Below are 21,604 nucleotides of genomic sequence, written 5' to 3'. Positions count from 1 at the left end.
TTTCAAACCCCAAAGCATTCCTGGTGCTTGTGGCGAGACGGAACCACACCGACCCCATCCCGAACTCGGAGGTGAAACGTTTCAGCGGCGAAGATACTTGGAGGGTAGCCTCCTGGGAAAATAGCTCAGTGCCAGGTTTAATACTACAAGAGACTCCTTAATTAACATTAAGGAGTCTCTTCTTTTGAGTTGTTGCGGGAGTCGCCCAGGCTAAAGCCGGATTGGGAGATGGCGAGTGCGACGGCACTTCCTACTACTTCGATCGAAATAACTGCCACACCAGTGCTCCAACCCCAGCACCGACAGGCAAACTCAGACTCAATCCCAAAAGTGCTCCCCCACCACCAAAGGTCGATAATAATGCCGTGGCGACTAAAATTGCGTTACTCGCTGCCACACCCGCGCCGACGGCGACGATGGCAGGAACGATTTTTTCTCGGGTTTCGGGTTTTTCGGGAGGAACTTCCGCTTGCCGTTTCCACAAATATTGTAGGGTAGCAATCGTATTTTCAATGGGAGTCAATCCCAGCTTAAATCGTGCATACTCGGCTGTTAATTTGAGTTGATAGCTTTCGGCAGCAATGCTAGCAAATTTATGTAAAAAGTCGAGCTGACTTTCCGGATCGAGTTGAGTGATTTTTTCTAAGCGTTTGGTGTAGTTAATTAAATTCAGATCGATGAGTTTGGCTTGATATTCAAACAGGCTGAGTTGTTGGGAATATCGAGAAAAGATTTCCAGTAGCTCGATCGAAATTCGTTCGGCTTCTTGTTTATCGATCGCATTGGCGTTGTAACCCGAGAAAACTTGCCGTTCAATGCGTTGAATCTCGATCGCATCGGCGGTCAGTTGCTTGACCATCGCGCGGCTGTCGAAATACGCCCGCAAAATTTTATGACGATAGCAAAAAAGATGGGTTAAATCGGGATAAAGTCGATCGATTTTAGCTTGAATTGCTTCGATGGGTTGGCGGGGTGGAAACAGAAAAATTATTTGATGCCAGTTTTCGAGAGCCCAATTCTGCCAATCCGTGGGTAGATGCCACACTTCATAAACGCTGGCCCCGAAAAATCTCCCCTGTCCGATATTATTCGCCGTCCAATCTCGATCGGGCGACAGTTGGGTGTAGCACTCTTTCGCTACGTACATCGATTGGGGGTGATTCCCCGGCAATTGTCCCCACAGCAGCCAAGTTTGACCGATGGTTCCGGACTTTTGAGGCTGAAGTTCTCTTGCCCCTGAATGGTGATTAATTTGGTCGGCGATCTTTTGTTTGAGATCTGGTAAGCGATCGAGAGAGGTCATCCCCTGGTCGAATCCAGTTTCATCTCCCCCAGGAGAAATCATCCGCAAGGCATAGGTATCGCCGAGTTGAACGATCTGGGACTGCGTTGAATCCGTCACGTCTTCCCACAAGGTCACTTCGCTCGCCTCGGGCTTTTCTTTGGCAGCCAACTCCAGCAATCGATCGATGTCGCGACTGTCGAGTTCGTCGTAGTTTTTATCCAGCACGGGATCGATTTTTCGCCAAAATCGATGGCGATTTTGCCCGATCGCCGCTTCGGTGCGATCGAGATCTTCTCGCCAATCGTAGAGAAATAACCCTAAAGTTGGATAACCAATTTGACTGGACTCGTTCATGATACGGGGAATTTGACGCTCGGATTCAATATCGATCGGATGGTGAGATGCCCCGGCTGAATATTCTGCGGGTGGGAAAGGGAAGATGCGATCGCCATTGAAAAACATCCGGTTCGACATACCGGCAATGTGCCTCGAATTTTCCCTTTCCGCGTCAGGGTCTATATTACTGTAGCTCGGAAAAATCCGAACTTCATTCGCCCTATACCTTAAACTAAGCTAACGCCTCCAAAACTTTATCGTGAATGGCTCCGTTACTGACCACCACACCCTGATTGTTGACGAACTTCGCCCCGATAGAAAAGTCGAGGGGCTTACCGTGCATATCCGTAATCCGTCCCCCGGCTTCTTCCACGACGATGGTGCCGGCGGCGTGATCCCAGATTTTTTCTCGATAGTTGGGGGACTTGGGAGAGGGCAAACGCAGGTAGAGAACTGCTTGACCCGATGCCACTGCACCGTACTTTGCCTGAGAATCCATCCGCAAAGACTCTGCCGTAATGCCCACCGCTTGAGCCACGGCACTTTGTCGGGACTGGTCGCCATGTCCGGATTCTACGCTTTCCACAAAGCGTAGATTCGCCGCATCCTCGGTATCGGCAACGCGGATGGGTTGGAGATCGCCACCCGCTAAAGGAGCCATATACGACCCTTCCCCGCGCACGGCGACGTACAGCACCCCGGATTCGCCGTTTTCAAGAGGCATGGCAGGACAGGCGAGAACGCCCACTTTCACTTGACCCGACTCCACCAATGCCAAAGCGACGGCATATTGGTCTTGGCGCAAAAATCCTTTGGTACCATCGATGGGATCGAGCGTCCAGTAACGAGGAGCGACTTCTCCGTTGCCCCGATCGATCCAACTTTTCACGTCATCGGGTGTGGCTTCGGGATCGAGTTCCTTAACGTAATCGGTCACTTTGGCAAGCTGGGGTGCCATTTCCGGTGTTGATAGGTCGGCCGCATCCTCTTCAGCCACGATCGGGTCGTTGGGAAAAATATCGCCGATGGCTTTACAAATCAAAGCTTGAGAGCCGTAGTCCGCAACGGTAACCGGGCTTTTGTCGGTTTTTTCCATCGCTGCCGGAATCGCCTGACGAACCTGCTGGCACAGTTTAGCGGCCGCGATCGCCGCATCGATGGCGACTTGTTTCTCTTTTTCGTAGGACATAGGATGTTTGATTAGGGTGCAATCTTTTAAAAGCTAACCTGTTCCTCCCAAGAACGGCAAGGTAAGGGAGAGTGAATGGACTATTGACAGTGGGTTAGTTGCAACGCTCTTCTCTCGAGCTTTTCCATCTCCCCATTCCCCGTTCCCCAGTCTTAGCCGAAACAGTCCGATCCAAAACTAACGTTAACGTACACAGACAAAAGCCCGATCTCGCTCGGAGATCGGGCCTTTCTTAGAGCCTTTGTTATGGGAAATTCAGCGCCTGACACTGTTTTATCCCGAACTGATTTTAGGGATTAACCATTTGCGACCGGTAAGCACTCGCCTTGAGGTTCTAAGGATTCATCAGAGGTCTCAAAGGATTCGATTTCCGCGCGGGCTAAACTTTGAGCGAGGGCATCTTTGGCGTCGGCAACGGCAGCATCCCGCAGTTGTTCCCGCAGGTCGGGCATCACGGCTAACGCTCTCGTCCAGTCGGGAATTTGCGCCCCGGTGGGATTGGCGAGGTAGGCTTCTCCAGCTTCGAGAATCACTTGCTCGAAAACTTCAACCACAAGTTCTTCTTGATGGCGATCGTAGTTGAGGTTATTGAAAGCCGCATCGACGAAGTACTGACGGGTATAATCTTGGGCTTTACGACGGAATTTCACCCGCAGTGCCCGAATCGTATCCATGGTAACCACCACCCGTTCGGTTTCCGTTAGGGTTCGCAGCACGGACTGGAGAATATCGCGACACATTTTCTGCAGTCCCTCGCCGGTAGACTGACCGAGAGATTGATGTTTGTGATCGAAAACCCCTAAATCCACTTGGGCGACTCGTTTTTCGGCCACGTTGCGATAGACTTCCGCCAGCATACCAATTTCGAGACCCCAGTTACCGGGAATGCGGGTATTGAGAGCCAAATCGCTGTTGAGGGCGAATTCTCCGGAGAGGTGATAGCGGAAGGCGTTGAGATATCGCAGGTAGTCGTAATAGCCGACGAGTTCGATCAGGGTGGAAATCAGAGGGGTGACGAACAGGCGCATCACTCGTCCGTTGAGGTTGCGCGAATCGTGACCCAATCGAGCGTAGTAGGCTTTATTGAAGGCGATGCCAAATTCTTTTTCGAGGAGGGGAAAGAGCAGTTTGAGGGGGTAGGAGCGATCGTAGGTGATGATGTCGGCATCGTGGAGGGCGATGGCATCAGCTTCTAGAGTGGCAACCCCAAGTCCCAGCCACACCGCTTGACCTTTACCTTTGAAGCGCAATAGATCGAGACCTTTGTCGCGCAACTGCTCCAGAATAGATCGCACCCGAGGACCATTTTCCCAAATCACGAAGGTTTGTTGCGGTAAAAGCTCGAAAAATTGGACGGCGCGGATGTATTGTTCCCGATCCTGGGCGTACAAGCAAACCACGACGGTATTGACAAAGTGGCATTGTTGCAAATGCTCGCGGATAATACTCAGAGCGGGTCGTTCTAGTTCTTCGTAAAGGGCGGGGATAAGAACGGCCGTTGGCGATTCTTGGCTAAGTTGGGTTAATCGCGCTTCCAACGCCGAAAGGTCGGCATCGAAATCGTGAATCGTCGTAATGAGTTCTTGTTTGTAATCCATTACCTTGGGAACGTTCGAGTTATCTCAAGACATCTAGATTATGCCTTGCGTTGACATGAGCAGATGTTTGATTCGATACAGAAGATTCTTTCTCAATTTCTTTGAGAACCCAATGATTTGAATATTTTCTTACAACTTGAAATTCGGAACGTGCCATCTCTATTCATCCCGGAGAAGAGCGTTCGAATTCGAGTGTTTTTCCAGACAAAAAATTTTCGTTAGAGACACTCGTACTCGATCGTAGCCAGCGAGATCGGCTATATTATCCCAAACGAACGGGTCATCAATTGAATTCTCTTAAAATAGTATTAATATTTGTTTTGAATGAGAGCTGGAAAATGACTTCATCAAAAAATCTGAGAGCAAAGCACCTTTTTTTTGAGCTGTAGCGACTTCTGTGTTCGATCGCAATATAATCCCAGCATCTTTACTCCCCTGTCTTCTTGGCTTACCCTCAGATCGAGTTCGGTTAGAAACTTAGAGCTTCCGAATGAGGTGAGCTTCGGAGGTCTCGAGGGCGTGGGGAGAGAATTAGAAACGAGATCGGACAGATTGCCCTGACGTCCTTAATTTTAGCGAATCATCCGAATTCGATTTGACTGGGGGCGAAAGAGACATGTGGAATTTACGTACGATCGTTAATGACCCAGATCTGAGATCGCACTCTCAAATCGTATATGAAAGCTCGACTAACCATCAACAGTGAGTCGAGCGCCCCCGTCCCCTTTTCCCTTCATCCACCGCACCCCCAAAACTGCGACCGTTAAAACTACGACGATCGCCACCCGGACTCGCACTCCTCCACTGGCAACCAAGCCCCCCAAATAGTGAGAACCGATGGTAATGGTGTGAATCGCCGCCAAAACCAACGCCGGAACTGTTAACAGGTGAATTTGCCGCCACCGCCTACCCAAAGCCTGCTGGGCGCGATCGAAACTCGTCAGGGCTGCCGGAGTCATCAACGTCAAAGCCCCCACCCCCGCCCACAATCCCCAGCGATGCAACGGCACCATAAATGCGATCGCCTGGGGGTTCCAGTTTAGTGTATGGTCGAAGGTATGAGTGATGTGTGCCAGAGATAAGAAAAAAGCCCCCACGCCAATTGCCCGTCGGTATTTTAAAGGACTTCCCCAAACCGGACTCAGGGGACGAGCAACCAACGCCAGCATCAGCAAACACAGTGCCCCGTGTCCGGTATAGTCCACCATGGCATCGGTGCGCCCTAGGGTAAGAATCCCGATCGCCAGCGTCACCCAGCCCCCCAGCCGAAATAACTGACTGCGGCGGTTGGCACTCAAACGGGATGCCGAGATACCCACCCCCACCATCGTCGGCATCGTTCCCAATCCAAAAGCGAGCATTGTTGCCATCCCTGCCATTGGGTTACCCGTCGCCGCCGCTTTGAGTTGCCCCGTGTAGAGAAAGCCGCAGGGAATCAACCCCCACAATCCCCCTAAAATCATCGGAGTCCACCACTGGGTTTGCATTGAGAAGTTCATCATCATTTTGCTGAGGCGATCGTGCAGTTGCCCTTGCAGCGGATGTAGAACCGGCAGTTTAGGCAACAAATCCGGCGCAATTTGTCGCAACCCGAACCCGATCAGCAGCAATCCCGTTACTAGCGTCATCCCCTGGCGCAAGCTACTACCAATTCCCGCCAGTTGTCCGCTGGCGATCGCCACCGAACCCACACCGCCCAAAGCCGCTCCTACCAAGGCATAACTGGCAATACGTCCCAGATTCAGCAGCAGGTGAAATCCCCACCGATTCTTACCATGGGAATTGCCATCCCAGACAGACGATCGCGATAGAGAAAACGCCACCGTCAGAGGGCCGCACATTCCGACACAGTGCCCGAAACTGCCCAAAAATCCCAACGCAACCACCAACAGTAGCTCGAGAACCATCTCCGACGGGAAAAACACACTCAAAATTGGTAATTCAGATGACAATTCCGTATTAATCATTAGACCTCTGGAGGAAAAGAGGGAATGAGGAATGAGAAACGGGAATCAGAGGTCGTATTGATGATTTCGGCATGAGAATTGAGTGGTATTTTTCGCGCTCGCAGAAGTCGGTTCGCTGTTCCCAATGGGTTGCTGTTTGCCGGATCGGGGATTAGATCTCTCCTCGAAAAGGGGAAGGTTCAAGGGAAAAACGGGAAATAAATTCACGATTTCGGCATAGATATTGATTTGCTTTTTGATTTCCGGACAAGGGATGGTCATTGATGCCGGCTTTCACGATCTACCTTCATATAGTATTGCGATTCAAACCCGAAGGGTTGGGTTGGAGCGCTCGAGTGCCTTACACTCCATTTTCGCGGACCGTCAACTCACCGATCTCGCCCTTCGCAACCTGCCTCGGGACTTGCGGTGCGATGGTGTATCGATCCCATTGCTTCAATTCTCAAACACAGGTTTTCTCGCAGGTCCTCGACTTCTTTACCAATCCCCAACGGGAGGAGAATCTGCGACAATTTCAAAATACGTTTTCAAAGTACGTTGTCACACTCCGCTCTTTCGCCAGCATTTGCACTTTCTCCAGCACAACTCCATGTTCGAGCGCTCTTCAGTTCGTTCTACCATCCCCCGAACCCCATCAGTTCCGATGATTCGATCGCCTCATTTTTCCGTTGCCCGATCGGGATTTATCCTTGCCGCGATCGCCCTGGATACGGTTCCGGTACTCGCCCACAACGTCAAAACCGATGCGGATGTCGGGGCAACTTTCCACATCGAACCCGACCACAATCCTCGGGCGGGAGAAACGGCGCGGGCGTGGTTTGCCCTCACTCGGGAGGGGGGAGAACTCATTCCCCTGGCAAAGTGCGATTGCCTATTGGCAGTCTACGATCGCGCCATCTCCGAAACCGAACCCATCCTCACTCCAACCCTACAAGCCATTGCTGCCGAAGAGTTTCGAGATATTCCGGGGGCGGATATCGTTTTCCCTCAAGCCGGGGCTTACGAACTCGAAATTAGCGGTTCTCCCAAGGAAGGGGAAAGTTTTTCCCCTTTTTCTTTGACCTATAGCGTCACGGTCACGCCCGGTACAACTCCGGTAGCTTCCCCAGCCACCGAAGCCAATACTACCGATGAGACAACTCCACGATCGCCGAGTACGACGACCAATTCGACCCCGAGCTGGGGTGTTCCAGCGATTGCCATCGCCATTCTGGTGGTTGCCGGAGGGTTCTGGTGGGCGTTGAAGCAATTCAAATCCAAGGAAAGTTAGCAGACCTCTGGTAAAAATCAAAAACAGACTCAATTGTGATGCTGAATCGATCGATTCTTTCCATCGCAGTCACCACCCTGGGCGCAGACATCAGCTGGGCGTATGCTGTTCCTCTGCCTTCTCGGCCTCCTCTGCCCATCTCCACTCTTCATTGCGATCGCGACAATCGCTCCTCCATCGAGAAGAACAATAAAATAAGAGCAGTCCCCAAATTTTTCTGTTCGTCAAATTGCAGCCTTTCGCGTTTAGACTAAAAATGTCACTGTCGAGCTGTCTCACGTGCAGCGCTGAAGTGAAGGGGGGTGCGGGTTTGGATTCGGGGGTCTCAAGCACCAGTCCGAGGAGTGTTTGGGAAAATTCTAAGTTTCGGACACCTTTGAGTATCTGTACATACACGAGCGCGAACTGCGATCGATGCGTCTTAGCACCCTTCAATTTATTGGTTTGTTTTCGATCGTGTTGCCGATCGCGGCAAATGTCGTGCCAGCACAAACTCAAACAGTATCCAAACTTGCGAACTTGACTCCAACTGAGGGTTTGCCTGCTTCTGTCAGAGCCGGTGAATCGAGCGATCGCCCCCATTCAACGTTGGTTTGGCTGGCTCTGCTGCCCTTATTCGGAGGAGCCGGTGTAGGGCTGCTCGGACACCTGGTAGAGAAACGAGCCCGAGGCTACCTACAACAACTCAACGATCTAGAAGAGCGGGCACTGTCCCAAACCGACACCCTCACGGCCGAAGCCCAAGTGGCGATCGACGAAATTCGAGCCTATCTCGATCGACCTTTATACGAGACAACCGTTGCCACTTGGACTTCTTCCGAGCCAGCTCCGAGCCAACCGCACTCCAATATCGCCCCAGCCCACTCTCCCCCATCCGTCAAGACCCCTCCCGCCTCCTCGGATGCTGATGGAAAGCCAACAGATGCCGATAGCGAAGGGAACCCTCATTCCTCCCTTCGGGGGACAACGGGACGTACGTATCTCGATTTGGACGATCGCGCTGGGGCCAACCAAGATCGCCGCGCTCGCGAATACTGCGGCCGGGGCAATCACTTGTTTTTAGAAGCGCGATACACCGAAGCCATCGAAGCCTACGATCGCGCGATTCAACTGTGCCCGAGCTACCATCAAGTGTGGTGCAACCGAGGGAGTGCCTTTTTTCAACTCGAACAGTACGAACGGGCGATCGCCGATACCGATCGGGCTTTGGCGCTCCAACCCAACTACGCTGAAGCTTGGAACAATCGGGGCACGGCGCTTGCCAAACTCAAACGGATTCCCGAAGCGCTCATCTCTTACAATAAAGCTTTGCAACTCCAATCCAAATATCCCGATGCTTGGATTAACCGGGGGTTAGTCCTCATGGAGTTGGGACAGTACGGCGAGGCGCTCTTCGCCTACACGAAAGCCGATGAATATCAGTCGGGCGATCGCGATATTTGGTTTTATCGAGGTCAGGCATTTAAAGCCCTCAAACAATATTCCGATGCCATCGACGCTTTCGAGCGTGCCCTAACCCTCCAACCCGAACAACCCAAAGTTTTCTATCACCAAGCGACCTGCTATGCCTTACAGGGTAATATCGACTTAGCCCTCAAAAATCTCCAACAAGCCATTGTTTTGGGGAGCGACAGTGGTTTCAAATTTGAAGACTATCGAGCGCAAGCGCAAACCGAACCCGCATTTACGTCTCTGCGCGACGATCCCCGTTTTCAGCAGTTAGTTGGTCATTCCTCGCTAGATTAAGCGTTGTTCGATTATGAAGATTAAACCCCAAGTTGTCCTGGCTTTTTCCTCCCTGCTATTATCGATTGGCGTGGCTCGGGCACAAACTCCGACTGGCTCTCCATCACCGACGACTCCGAACGCGACTCCCGCTCCCCCAACGGCAACACCGAGAACTCCGGGAACCCCGATGCCCGAAACCGTGGAGATGTCCCCCGCCCAAGTCGAGGAACTGGTGCGCCAGAGCGTGCGGGAAAATCTGGAAAATAGCGATGCGGTGGAAGAGCGCGTCGAAGCGGCTGTCGATCGCAAAGTGGACTCCACCTTGGGGGTGATGAACAAGCTGCTCGATACGTTGGTGTGGGGATTGGGAATGGTGCTGATTGGTGGCGGTGTTGCCCTTTGGTTCGTGCGGCGAAATGCGATCGCCCGTGCGCTCGAAGCGGTAGAAGAGCGCGCCGATACCCTCAAAGTCGAGCTAGAACGGGAAAAGTCTTCCTCTCTAGCGCCCCCGAATGCCCTCAACTCCCAAGCGCAGACCACCCAAGACTCCACCCAACTGCAAGAAATGGTGTCGATGGCGCTATCGGTACAAAATATTATGGCCAGCGCTCGCGGTGCTTTGGAGGAAGCGGTACAAACCCAAGAGCGCTTTGGGGAACAACTTCAAGAACTGACGCGCTATCAGCTAAAAGATGCTCGCGATTTGATGGAAGCGGGTGAATACTCTCAGGCGATCGAACTCTACGATAAAACCATTCAAATTAATGCCGAAGACCCCTCTTTATTATGCGAACGCGGTGGGGTGCTCGTGCAGTTATCTCGGTACGACGAGGCGAGTGAGGCTTACAAGCAGGCGATCGAACTGAGTCCGGAGAATGCAGACATTTGGTACGATTTGGCTCGCTGCCGCGCCTTGCAGGGAAGTGTCGCTCAGGCCGTGGCAAACCTCAAACAAGCCCTTCAACTCAATCCTCAAATGGGAGAAAAGGCAAAATCCGATGCAGATTTTGCAATCGTTCGAGAAAATGAGTGGTTTCAGACTACAGTTGGAGGTGAAAGCTCTCGATCGAGATGACATGATAGAAATTTAATCGAGATTTAAGGTCGGGGTTGTTCCTATGGGGCGAGCTTTTTGAGACCGTACAATTCGATTCCGTTCCACTGTCCCCTGTTTTTGCGTCCCCCATTTTGAGCAATTAATAAACTTGGGGGCATTAATTTGTAGAATACGCCAATGAGTCAGCTTTCGAGTCGCGCGCCAGTCCGCGTTGGCATTTTACACTCCCTTTCCGGGACGATGGCGATTAGCGAAACCCCCCTCAAAGATGCTGCTCTGATGGCCATTTCGGAAATCGATCGAGCGGGGGGCGTTTTGGGTCGTTCCATCGAACCGATTATCGAAGATGGTGCGTCCGATCCGGCGACTTTCGCGCGCAAAGCCGTGAAGCTGTTGGAAATCGATCGAGTCGCTAGCGTTTTCGGGTGCTGGACTTCTGCCTGCCGGAAGTTACTCGTTCCCATTTTCGAGCAGTTCGATTCTTTACTTTGGTATCCCGTTCAGTACGAAGGTTTGGAAAGCTCTCCGAATATATTTTATACCGGAGCCTGTGCCAATCAGCAGGTCGAACCCGCCGTGAGTTGGTTGTTCGAAAACCAATTTAAGCGTTTCTATCTTTTGGGTTCGGATTATGTTTTTCCGCGAACGGTGAATAAAATTATTAAGGCACAGGTCAAGCGGGGTGGAGGGACGTTAGTTCGCACCGAGTACGTGACCTTGGGAAGTAAAGAGTTCGATCGCATTATTCGCAACATTCAAGCCACACAACCGGATGTGGTTTTGAATACCCTCAATGGGGATAGTAATATTGCATTTTATCACCAGTATTATGATGCTGGAATTACCGCAGATCGGATTCCCATTTTTACCCTCAGCGTCTCCGAACACGAGCTGCAATCAATGGATTCTGAAGCCATCACCGGTCATTACGGGGCTTGGGGATATTTTCAGAGTGTCAACACACCAGAAAATCAAGTCTTCGTCAGAAATTTCAAAGCGCGATACGGTAACGAGCGAGTGACGAGCGACCCGATTCAAGCCGCATACATGCAAGTTTATTTATGGAAGCAAGCTGTTGAAAAAGCCGGCACTTTTGACATCGATAAAGTTCGCCAAGCAGCGATTGGTTTAAAGTTTCGCGCTCCCGAAGGTCTCATTCAAATTGAACCTAATCATCACGTTCGACAAACCATTCGCATCGGGCAGGTTTTACCAACCAAGCAGTTTAAAATTGTTTATGCTTGCGATCGGGCTATCGAACCTCAGCCTTGGCTGGGGGTCGAAAAGCAGTACGTGACGGAAACCGATGTCATCTTGGATTTGCTGTCAGAAGTTCCTCAATCGATTCAAAATAGCTGCGAGCTTCGAGACAAGTCAGAGGAGCTTATTGCCGCAAATACCAGATTAAAAGAAGCATTATCTACGTTACAAAAAACGCAACAAGAAAAACAAAAAACCTTAGAGGCACTAGAAGAAGCAAATCAAAAAATAACCCGATTAAATACGAAATTAAAATCGGAAAACTCCCGCTTAAGTGCGGAAGTTGAAATCACGCGCAAACTACAACAAATGCTCCTTCCCACCGAACAAGAATTGGGAGATGTGGAAGGTTTGGATATTGCGGGTTTTATGGAGCCCGCTGACGAAGTGGGAGGAGACTATTACGATGTTTTGCAACACAACGGCAAAGTTAAAATTACCATTGGAGATGTCACCGGACACGATCTCGAAAGTGGCGTTCTTAGCCTGATGATTCAAACGGCGGTACGAACCCTGCTCGAAAGCGAACAAACCGATCCCCGAAAATTTTTAGATATTCTCAACCGGACGATTTATGGCAACGTTCAGCGGATGAATTCCTATAAAAGTATTACCCTCTCCGTTCTCGACTATCACGATCGCCAACTCTGGATTAGCGGCCAACATGAAGAGGCGATCGTCGTGCGAGTGGGAGGCGGTATCGAGCGCATCGATACCCTGGATTTGGGTTTGCCGTTGGGACTCGATACAGATATCACCGAATTTATCGACTGCCAGTCCATCGAACTCAGCCCCGGCGATGCGATCGTCCTCTATACCGACGGCATTACGGAAGCGGAAAATTCTCTGGGGCAATTCTACGGCATCGAACGGCTGTGCGAGACGATTTCCCTTCATTCCGATGCAAGTGCGTGCGAAATTCGAGAAGCAATCGTCGCCGATGTCCGCGGGCATATCGGCACCCACAAGGTATACGACGACATCGCTTTGCTGGTTCTCAAACAGAAGTCCATCTCCTAAACGATCGAATTTTTGGAGAAAAGTTCGATCGAAGTGCATAATCTCTCAGACCTGTTCCTAGATATTAATGTTTGGAGTTGAAAACAGCACTATCCCCTCTGATGGAATCTCGTCCGAGGGGTCTTTCTTTGGAGAATTGACAACGGGACGTTGCGACGCTCTTCTCCCCATCCCCGCGTCACCGCGTCACCCCACACTCGCCTGATGTTAAATTTCCTTTTGCGGATGATGCTGGTTTAATTTGTGCCAGTGGACGATGGTGCGATCGGCGCGAACGAACCGATTGACCGTTAAACTGCTGCGTTTGGGAACCGTCGATTCGAGCAAGCGATAGTCATCGGGTTGGACGAAATTTAACTCGAACCAAACCGCAATTTTGGCGATCGCCCGACTCAGAAACGCCCAAGGGAAGGATGCGTAATACCGGAAGTTTATCCAAGTCCGTTCGCCATCGATGGGGGTAAGGGTTGCAAATAGTTTCGTGCCACCCAAGCCAAAATTAAATATGGAGAGGTTGGGAAATCGAATCTGGTTCTCGAATCCAAACGATACGCTATCGAGACGATCGCTTTTGAGCGTGCCTCGGGTTTGGATGCGATCGCCCACCACCTGTGTTTCCAAAGCATCCAGATACTTGGCATCCCCAAACCCGAACCATTTCGCAACCCGGCGATGGGCAAAAGCGAAGTGATGAATATCGATTAACGCACTTTCCACGGCACGGGTAAAGTGAACGTCCCAAACCATTTCACCATCAGCCCAGTGACGGGGAAGATCTTCAAGTTCTGCAAACCACGGAATCTCTGGAGCCGCAGCGGCATCGTCTCCCCACCACAGCCAGATAAACCCATGACACTCTCGCACTCGATAGGACTCAACCCGCATTTGAGGCGGAATCCGCCCGCTTTCACCTTCACAGGGCATCAACACACAGTCACCGTCAGATGCAAATTGAAACCCGTGGTAGGGACATTCCAGGCAGCTTTGACCCGTCTGGTTGGAAATTTGCCCTAAGGCTAAGTCAACCCCGCGATGAGGGCAATAGCGACTTTGGCAGACAACTCGACCCTCAGCGTCGCGCCAGAGGACTAAATCCAGACCGAGGCGACGAATGCCCACGGGACGAGACTGAATGCTGTGGGAGGGGACAATCGCGTACCAGGCAATGGGAAAAGCCGTTTCAATACTGTTGGGATGGGAAGGTTGAATTTGGGGAACTTGCGAAGAGACGGTCATCGGTTTTACATATGATAACAGTTGTTATAATTTATCATAACAGTCATTATAAAATGAGTGGGTATTTCATCAACATTTGTAAATATGAGCGTTCTGGCAGACAAGCAAACCCAATGGAGGGCGAAAGTCGCCACTGCGGCTTTAGGCCTAATTAGCCGTGAGGGATTGCAAGGTGCGAGTTTGCGGGCGATCGCCCGTGAGTTGGGCTGCACGACGGGGGTGTTGACCCACTACTTTCGCAATAAAGATGAGTTATTGCTGTTTGTCCTCGAAACGATTATGGAGCGCTTATCGGTCATTTTGGGGCAAGCGGCTCGGGAAACGGAAGGGTTAGCCCGTTTAAAGGTGATGATGCTCGCGATTTTGCCAACCACCCCCGAACTCGTCACTATTTGGCGAGCTTGGTTGGCTTTTGTGGGGGCTGCGTTGGGCGATCGAGGATTGGTAGAAGAGCACGAACGCCATTACGCCAACTTCAAAGCCTTTATTCGCCAAGAACTCGCAGCATTACAAGCCGCAGGAGAGATTCATGGCGATCTCGATCTCGATTTTGAAGCGGCTGCCTGGATTGCCACTTTCGACGGCATCGGCGTGAATGCGATCGCCGGTCCCCAAGTTTACTCCCCCGAACAGTTGGAAACGTTAGTCGAGCGATATTTGAAAACAATTTCTTGAAATGGGGAATGGGGAATGTGTAGGTTTTTAAGATTTGGGTGGATTTGAGCTGGCAATCGCCGAACCCTTGAATTTTCGTTGCCGTCACCACCTGAAATTGCCAGATTGTAAAAAAACGTCAGTTCGGGATAACAGTTTCCGGTGAGGATGGGGTGTGGGGTGTAGGGGGAATGGAATCTCATCGAACTGCCTGGGTTGACAAATTTTCTCCAATGTGGATAGAGCCCTCTCCACACATGACCTGAATCCACCTCACCGCACCACTTCTCGACAATCCTTAACCCGAACTGACGTTAAAAAACCTACACCTATGGAGAATCGGGCATGAGGAACACCGGAACGGGCAGAGCGTCGAAGGTACCCATTGTCAATTGTCCATTCATTCCCTTGCTCGTGCATAAAAAGAGTCGATCGCATCCTAACTATATTTGGGAATGTCCGCTAAAATCTGGGCAACAGCATCATGCAGGTACTCATACGTGGCGACATGAACTTGGAAGACGCACTTTCAGTGGCCAATGCCGCCGTTTTCGATCGATTCGGCAAACGACTCAACGACGTGGAAACGGCGATCGTTCGCGGTGCTTGGCACAGTCAAACCTACGTCCAAATCGCCGAAGCCTCGGGGTATTCCATTAGTTACATTACCCGCGACGTGGGACCGAAACTCTGGAAATCTCTCAGTCAAGCTCTCGGAGAAGGAGTGAGTAAAACAAGTTTTCGGGCAGCTTTGGAGCGGCGATGGCAAAAGGAGACGGCAGCAAAAGAGGCTTTAGAACCCACCCTCGAAATCACTCCAGAAGAGAAAGAGGGTCAAACGAACCAGATGGCTGTAGTTCCCCCCAGTGCTACCCGAGCCGATTGGGGAGAAGCCGTTGATGTCAGTCGCTTCTACGGACGCACGGAAGAGTTGGCGATCTTGGAACGTTGGATTAGTACCGACTGCTGCCGGTTGGTTGCGCTTTTGGGGATGGGGGGAATTGGCAAAACCTCTCTCTCCGTCAAACTCGCCGAACAGGTGCAAGGGAATTTTGAATGTGTCATTTGGCGTTCCCTGCGAAATGCACCCACTCTGGAAACGCTGCTGGGGGATTTAGTGCCCTTTGTCTCCGAGCAACAGGACACCCAGCCGGAACTGAAAGCGTTGATGGCTCAGTTGCGTGCGAGGCGGTGTTTGCTGGTTTTGGATAATGCGGAAACCCTGTTGGAAGCCGGATGTGCCGGACAGTATCGTGCGGGTTACGAAGGCTATGGCGAATTGCTGCAACTGGTGGGAGAAACGGCGCACCAGAGTTGTGTCATCCTCACCAGTCGGGAAAAACCGGCCGAGATTGCCGTCCTCGAAGGTATGGAGTTGGCGGTGCGCTCGCTTTCTGTTCGGGGGCTAACGGGAGAAACCGAGGCGCTATTGCTCCTCACAGAGCTGACGGGTTCCGACGAACAAAAACAGCAACTTTTGGAACATTACGGCGGCAATCCTTTGGCGTTGAAGATTGTTTCGACTTCAATTCAAGAACTGTTCGATGGCAATATTGGTGAGTTTTTGGGTCAAAATGCTGGGGTTTTTAATAGTATTCGCCGCCTGCTCGATCGACAGTTTGAGCGCCTCTCGTCTCTGGAAAAAAATGTGATGTATTGGCTGGCGATCGATCGGGAATGGGCAAAAATTTCCGAGCTGGCGACCGATCTGATTCCCAGCGTACCGCGCGCGAAATTATTGGGTGCGCTCGAATCTTTAAGTTGGCGATCGCTGATCGAGAAACAAATGGGGAAATATACCCAGCAACCGGTGGTGATGGAATATACGACCGATCGACTCGTGGAAAGAGTGAGTCAAGAAATTGTCACCGGCGAAATTTCATTATTAAATTGTCACGCTTTACTCAAAGCATTAGAAAAAGATTATATTCGAGAAGCTCAAATCAATCGAATTATCCAGCCGATATTCACGCAAGTTTTATCAGAACTACATACTCAAAAAAATATCGAATCTCAACTTTCTCAACTGATTAAAAAACGGCAAGAAAACTACTCCCAAGAACCGGGATATGCCGGAGGAAATCTGCTCAATTTACTGGTTCAACTGCAAACGGATTTAAGCGGTTACGATTTCTCCAGTCTCTTCCTCTGGCAAGCGGACTTGCGGGAGGTGAACTTACAAAACTGCAATTTTGCCGGTGCGGATTTAGCTCGCTCGGTCCTCACGGAAACCTTGGGAATTCCGTTAACCGTTGCGTTTAGTCCCGATGGAAAATGTCTGGCAACGGGGGATGCCGATCGCGAAATTGTATTTTGGAGCGCGATCGACGGTCAAAAACGGTTAACCTGTACCGGACATACGAGTTGGGTGTGGTCGGTAGCGTGGAGTCCCGATGGCAAGACCCTCGCCAGTGGTAGCGAAGATCGCACCGTCAAACTCTGGGATGCGCGCACGGGTAATCTCTTGCACACCCTGCACGGACATACCAATCCGATTTGGTCGGTGGTGTGGAGTCCCGATGGCAAGACCCTCGCCAGTGGCAGCGAAGATCGCACCGTCAAACTTTGGAATGTCTCTGGTGGTGAATGTACCCACACCTTAACCGGTCACGAGGGATGGGTGCGCTCGGTGGCCTGGAGTCGAGACGGTCAAACTCTCGCCAGTGCCAGCGACGACGGGACCATTAAACTGTGGGAAACCGCAACCGGTCGAGCCTTGAATACCTTAGCTGATGGGAATCAAGGGGTGTTATCCGTGACTTTTTCCCCGGATGGTTCTACCCTGGCAAGCGGGAGCAGCGATCGCACCGTCAAACTCTGGGATGTCGTCTCGGGAAAAATGCAACAAACCCTCACCGGTCATGAGGGATGGGTGCGCTCGGTGGCCTGGAGTCCCGACGGCAAAACCCTCGCCAGTGGTAGCGAAGATCGAACCATTAAGTTGTGGAACCTCAAAACCGGTCAATGCTACAAAACTCTGCAAGGTCATACCAATTGGGTGCGCTCGGTGGCCTGGAGTCGAGATGGTCAAACTCTCGCCAGTGCCAGCGGCGACCACATGGTGAAGTTCTGGGATACCCAAAGCGGTCAATGTTATAAAACGCTTCAGGGACACAACAATCGCGTCTGGTCGATCGCTTGGAGTGCTGACGGTCAAACCCTCGCGAGCGGTTACGACGATCGAAGTGTCAAGTTGTGGGATGTTGAGAAAGCGCGAATCGATCGCACTTGGTGGGGACACGCCAATTGGGTTTGTACGATTGCCTGGAGTCCGAACGGTAAAACCGTTGCCAGTGGTAGCAGCGATCGTACGATTAAGCTATGGGATGTTGCGACGGGTCAAGTTTGTCGCACGCTGCAAGGTCATACGAGTCGGGTTTTGTCTCTCGCCTTTGGTCCAGACGATCGCATTCTGGTCAGTAGCAGCTACGATCGCACCATCAAGGTGTGGGATACCCAAACCGGCGAATGTACCCGCACCTTTGAAGCACAGACGGATTTAGTCTGGACGGTGGCGTTTTCTCCTGATGGTCAAACTTTAGCCAGTAGCAGTGGCGATTGCACCGTTAAATTATGCTCGCTCGAGAGCCGTACCAGTGAGTGCGATCGAACTCTCGAAGGTCATCAGAATTTGGTGTGGACGGTGGCGTTTTCTCCCGATGGTAAAACTTTAGCCAGCGGTAGCGACGATCGTACCGTGAAGCTGTGGGATGTGGATTCAGGAGAATGTACCCATACCTTAGAGGGTCATACGAACCGAGTCTGGACGGTGGCATTTTCCCCCGATGGTAATACCCTGGCGACTGGTAGCAGCGATCGTACCGTGAAGCTGTGGGATGTGGATTCGGGAAAATGTATCCACACCTTAGAGGGTCATACGAATTTAGTCTGGACGGTGGCATTTTCCCCTGATGGCAAGACCCTCGCGACTGGTAGCCAAGATGAGACGATCGGACTTTGGGATGTTGGAGGGGCAATGAGGGTAAAGACTCTAAGAGCAGCTCGACCCTATGAAGGGATGAATGTTAGTGGGGTAACCGGTCTTACAGAACCTCAGAAAGTTACTTTAAAAGCGTTAGGGGCGATCGAAGTATAGCAAAGCGCACGAATCGTAGGATACTCAATTGGAGGCAACTCGTCCCAACTCTTGTTAGGAGCAGAGGCGACCTAAAACGAAGCGATCGTCCTCTAATTGAAAAATCCCTTCGGCTTCCACGATCGCCTCTGGTACTGTTGAGTGGACTCCTTCCTCGCGGCTGGGGGACTCCAGGGGAATGGCAAACGTCTCGAAGGGCAAACTTGCCGGATTGTTGGGTCGATCGGGCAAACCCCCCGCTCCGACAACGGTGAAACGACCGCGCTGGCTCGCACTCGGCGTCAGACAACCTCGCTCGAGAATACCCTCGGTATCCACTGTTACTGACGATAGTTCCACGAAACCCGAACTCGGATCCAGATCGGGGGTGGTAATCGTCACCATGCCGCTTTTGTCTTCAGTTTCCCCCGTCGCGGTGATGTCGCTGTTGGGGGTGAGCCGTTCTCGAAATGCCGTGCCGAAAATCCCTTGGGTATTAATGGTGACTCGACCGCCAACACTTTCTGCGGCATTGGCGGTAATATCGCTGTCTTCAAGTGCCACTAGGGTGTCGGTATCGATGGTGATGTTACCTCCCGAGGCGGACTCCATAGAATTGGTCGTAATCTGGCTACCATCGCGCAGAACGATCGCCGAAGCATTGAGGGTAATGTTGCCTTGTTCTCCCGCTGCCGTAGCGGCTGTCAGTTCTGCATGGCGATCGAGTTGAATGTCTGCGGCATTAATCTCCAAATTTCCGGCACTACCATTTCCCTGACTGCTAACAGCCACCCCCGCACCGTCTCGAACGATGAGTCGGTTCGTATCAATTTCCACGTTTCCGGCACTGCCGCCGCCAAAAAGATTGATACTCCGACCCGATATCCTCGTCCGCGAGCGACCATTGGGGGAAATACCACTCACTTCCACTCTCTGGGCTTGAATATCGATCTGACCACCCGAACCTCGACCAAACGTATCGGTCGTAATCGTCGCACCATCTCGCAAAATCAATTGAGGTGCGATCAACGTTAAATCCCCAGCGTCACCGACGGTTAATGTGGTTGCGGTAATTGTGGTGTTAAAAACATTATCGCTCGTCTGCACGTTTTCGAGGATTGACGGTCCCGGCAGACTTTCTCCACCGCGTAATTCGATAGACTCCGAAGCCTCAATTCTCAAATTTCCCCCCCGACCCGAATCGATCGTGCCAGAATTAATTTGGGCGCGATCGCTCAACTCAATCGTTCGTGCGTCAATCGTCAAATCCCCTGCATTTCCAGTCCCCAGACTCCCCGTCGCGATCGCCGTCCCAAAACTCAAAAAGGAATTGAATTCAAATCCTCGGACGCGAGTTAGCTCGATTTCGTCTGCTTCAACGATTAAATCTCCCCCTTGACTGGGACCGAACGTGGTTGTCAGAACCAGTCCGTCATCCTGCACGAGCAACCGGGAAGTCCGAACGGTCAAGTTACTGCTATTACCCATTACCTCCGCCCCATTGGAGATGGCAATTAGAGCGGCAGTGACTTCTACAGACTCTGAAGCGTCGACGGTCAACGAGCCATTTCTTCCCGCACTGATTCCCTGGGCCGCATTGAGGATGGCGACGTTATTACGAGCGAGCAGTTGAGGCGTTTCGATCGTAATTTCTCCGGCATTTCCCGTCCCGAAGGTAAGGTTATACAGACCCGTTGCGCCAGTCGTAAATTGGTTCGCACCTGGAGAGGTAAATTGTTGTAGGGTTTGGGTAAAGTCGCCCATTCCCACGAGTTCTAACGATTCGGTGGCATTAACCGTCACATCCCCCCCCGGTTGAGACCCCTGGGTAATGGAAAATATCGACGAGAGATCCCTCATTTGCAAATTCCGCGCGAAAACTCGGACATCACCGCCTCCCGTTCCGGTCGTCCCGACATTCACCCGTCGCTCGAGTTGAATGTTGCCAAAGTTAGAGACGTTGCCATAGTTGAAGTTCAAACCGCGATCTCCCGTTGCAATTCCCACTTCACCCTGCCGAACGCTACCGAGTTCGATGCGCCCTCCCAGAGTAGTCGCGGTGGGAATACCATCCACTTCGATAAAGGGACTCCCCCCGGCCATCAACGTTCCTCCCGAAAGGGCAATGTCTCCCCCCACTAATCCTAGGGTTTGGCGGGTAGAAACCGCTAGATTCGCATTATTGCTGGTAATCGACCCCGGATTAGCCGCGTTGAATTGCAACCCCACGGGCACGCTAATGGTGAGTAGCGGTGCGTTGTCGGCAGTGGCGACAAATTCGCTGCCGTCAGCAAAGCTTACCCCACTGGCCGTACTCGCCACAAAAGAACCCCCGATATCGAGTTGAGCGTTGGCACCGAAGTGAATGCCGTTGGGGTTGACCAAAAATAGGTTGGCACGACCGTTCGTGCGGAGGATACCGTCAATATTGGAAAGTTGCTCTCCGGTGATGCGGGTGATGATGTTGTCGACGATCCAAGCGTTTTCAAAATGAGCGGTTTCCCCGCGACGAACGTTAAACTCGCTGAAGCTATGAAAGAGATTGCTTCCAGCTTGGGTTCCTCCGCCGATGCGTTGAAGGCTCTCTTCGGTGGTGACGAGGGAATTTTCCGGTAGGGTTCGATCGGGAACGATTTGGGCAAGATTTTGGGATGGGGCGATCGCCATGTGTACGATGCCAATACCGAGCCAACCGCCAACGTACACCCAGGAATTTCGTGAAACCATTCGTGGTACTTCAATAATTTTTGAACCCTTTAGAGGCTGAAACTCTTTCTAAGATTAGGATTTAGGTCAAGCCCATACATATGGATCGAACCCGGAGTCGTTGTCAGGTTGTTACCATTTTGACCTATAACTCTTGCTCTATCTGGGTTTGAGGCAAGAATTAGACCCATTTTTGTCAAAGTACCATTAGAAGGGATTGCAA

Annotated in this window: 12 protein-coding genes and 1 rRNA gene; 7 read left to right on the top strand and 6 right to left on the bottom strand. The window is 51.5% G+C overall.

Features of this window, described 5'->3' with window-relative positions; translation table 11 throughout:
• Window positions 1–19: 19 nt before the first annotated feature.
• Window positions 20–137, top strand: a 5S ribosomal RNA gene (gene rrf, locus AC2215_RS13515).
• A gap of 116 nt (window positions 138–253) precedes the next feature.
• Here rrf and AC2215_RS13510 read toward each other — a convergent pair.
• The 4 genes from AC2215_RS13510 to AC2215_RS13495 all read right to left on the bottom strand — a co-directional run bounded on the left by AC2215_RS13510 (window position 254) and on the right by AC2215_RS13495 (window position 6,375).
• Window positions 254–1,759, bottom strand: a complete 1,506-nt coding sequence (locus tag AC2215_RS13510) for a hypothetical protein (RefSeq protein ID WP_486810535.1) — start codon at window positions 1,757–1,759, stop codon at window positions 254–256.
• A gap of 94 nt (window positions 1,760–1,853) precedes the next feature.
• Window positions 1,854–2,810 carry a 3'(2'),5'-bisphosphate nucleotidase gene (locus AC2215_RS13505; protein ID WP_486810534.1) on the bottom strand — a complete coding sequence of 319 codons (957 nt, stop codon included), beginning with the start codon at window positions 2,808–2,810 and terminating at the stop codon, window positions 1,854–1,856.
• Between the two features lie 296 nt (window positions 2,811–3,106).
• On the bottom strand, window positions 3,107–4,408 hold the full coding sequence (locus AC2215_RS13500; protein WP_486810533.1) for a glycosyltransferase family protein: 1,302 nt from the start codon (window positions 4,406–4,408) through the stop codon (window positions 3,107–3,109).
• A gap of 689 nt (window positions 4,409–5,097) precedes the next feature.
• The gene (locus tag AC2215_RS13495; RefSeq protein ID WP_486810532.1) at window positions 5,098–6,375 is read right to left on the bottom strand and encodes an urease accessory protein UreH domain-containing protein; all 1,278 of its coding nucleotides are present in this window, start codon (window positions 6,373–6,375) and stop codon (window positions 5,098–5,100) included.
• 643 nt (window positions 6,376–7,018) lie between these two features.
• Between AC2215_RS13495 and AC2215_RS13490 the strand changes: the two genes are divergently transcribed.
• From AC2215_RS13490 to urtA, 4 genes are all read left to right on the top strand, one after another.
• Window positions 7,019–7,645 (top strand): hypothetical protein, encoded by a 627-nt coding sequence (locus AC2215_RS13490; protein ID WP_486810531.1) that lies wholly within the window; start codon window positions 7,019–7,021, stop codon window positions 7,643–7,645.
• A 414-nt stretch (window positions 7,646–8,059) separates the two neighbouring features.
• Window positions 8,060–9,391, top strand: coding sequence for a tetratricopeptide repeat protein (locus tag AC2215_RS13485; RefSeq protein ID WP_486810530.1), 1,332 nt, complete (start codon window positions 8,060–8,062; stop codon window positions 9,389–9,391).
• Window positions 9,392–9,404: 13 nt separating this feature from the next.
• Window positions 9,405–10,448 carry a tetratricopeptide repeat protein gene (locus AC2215_RS13480; protein ID WP_486810529.1) on the top strand — a complete coding sequence of 348 codons (1,044 nt, stop codon included), beginning with the start codon at window positions 9,405–9,407 and terminating at the stop codon, window positions 10,446–10,448.
• A gap of 159 nt (window positions 10,449–10,607) precedes the next feature.
• On the top strand, window positions 10,608–12,710 hold the full coding sequence (gene urtA, locus AC2215_RS13475) for an urea ABC transporter substrate-binding protein (protein WP_486810528.1): 2,103 nt from the start codon (window positions 10,608–10,610) through the stop codon (window positions 12,708–12,710).
• 207 nt (window positions 12,711–12,917) lie between these two features.
• Here urtA and AC2215_RS13470 read toward each other — a convergent pair whose 3' ends face one another.
• The gene (locus tag AC2215_RS13470; protein WP_486810527.1) at window positions 12,918–13,946 is read right to left on the bottom strand and encodes a Rieske 2Fe-2S domain-containing protein; all 1,029 of its coding nucleotides are present in this window, start codon (window positions 13,944–13,946) and stop codon (window positions 12,918–12,920) included.
• A gap of 84 nt (window positions 13,947–14,030) precedes the next feature.
• On the opposite strand from AC2215_RS13470, the gene AC2215_RS13465 reads away from it, so the two are divergent.
• Complete coding sequence (locus AC2215_RS13465; RefSeq protein WP_486810526.1) at window positions 14,031–14,621, top strand: TetR/AcrR family transcriptional regulator; 591 nt, start codon at window positions 14,031–14,033, stop codon at window positions 14,619–14,621.
• A 463-nt stretch (window positions 14,622–15,084) separates the two neighbouring features.
• Window positions 15,085–18,696, top strand: coding sequence for a WD40 domain-containing protein (locus tag AC2215_RS13460; RefSeq protein WP_486810525.1), 3,612 nt, complete (start codon window positions 15,085–15,087; stop codon window positions 18,694–18,696).
• A 54-nt stretch (window positions 18,697–18,750) separates the two neighbouring features.
• Here AC2215_RS13460 and AC2215_RS13455 read toward each other — a convergent pair whose 3' ends face one another.
• Window positions 18,751–21,402: a two-partner secretion domain-containing protein gene (locus tag AC2215_RS13455; protein ID WP_486810524.1), complete on the bottom strand. Its 2,652-nt coding sequence runs from the start codon at window positions 21,400–21,402 to the stop codon at window positions 18,751–18,753.
• Window positions 21,403–21,604: the final 202 nt, after the last annotated feature.

It is taken from the genome of Zarconia sp. (assembly GCF_057467645.1).
The sequence above is the reverse complement of the archived record's forward strand: the minus strand, read 5'-3'. Positions and strand labels throughout refer to the sequence as shown.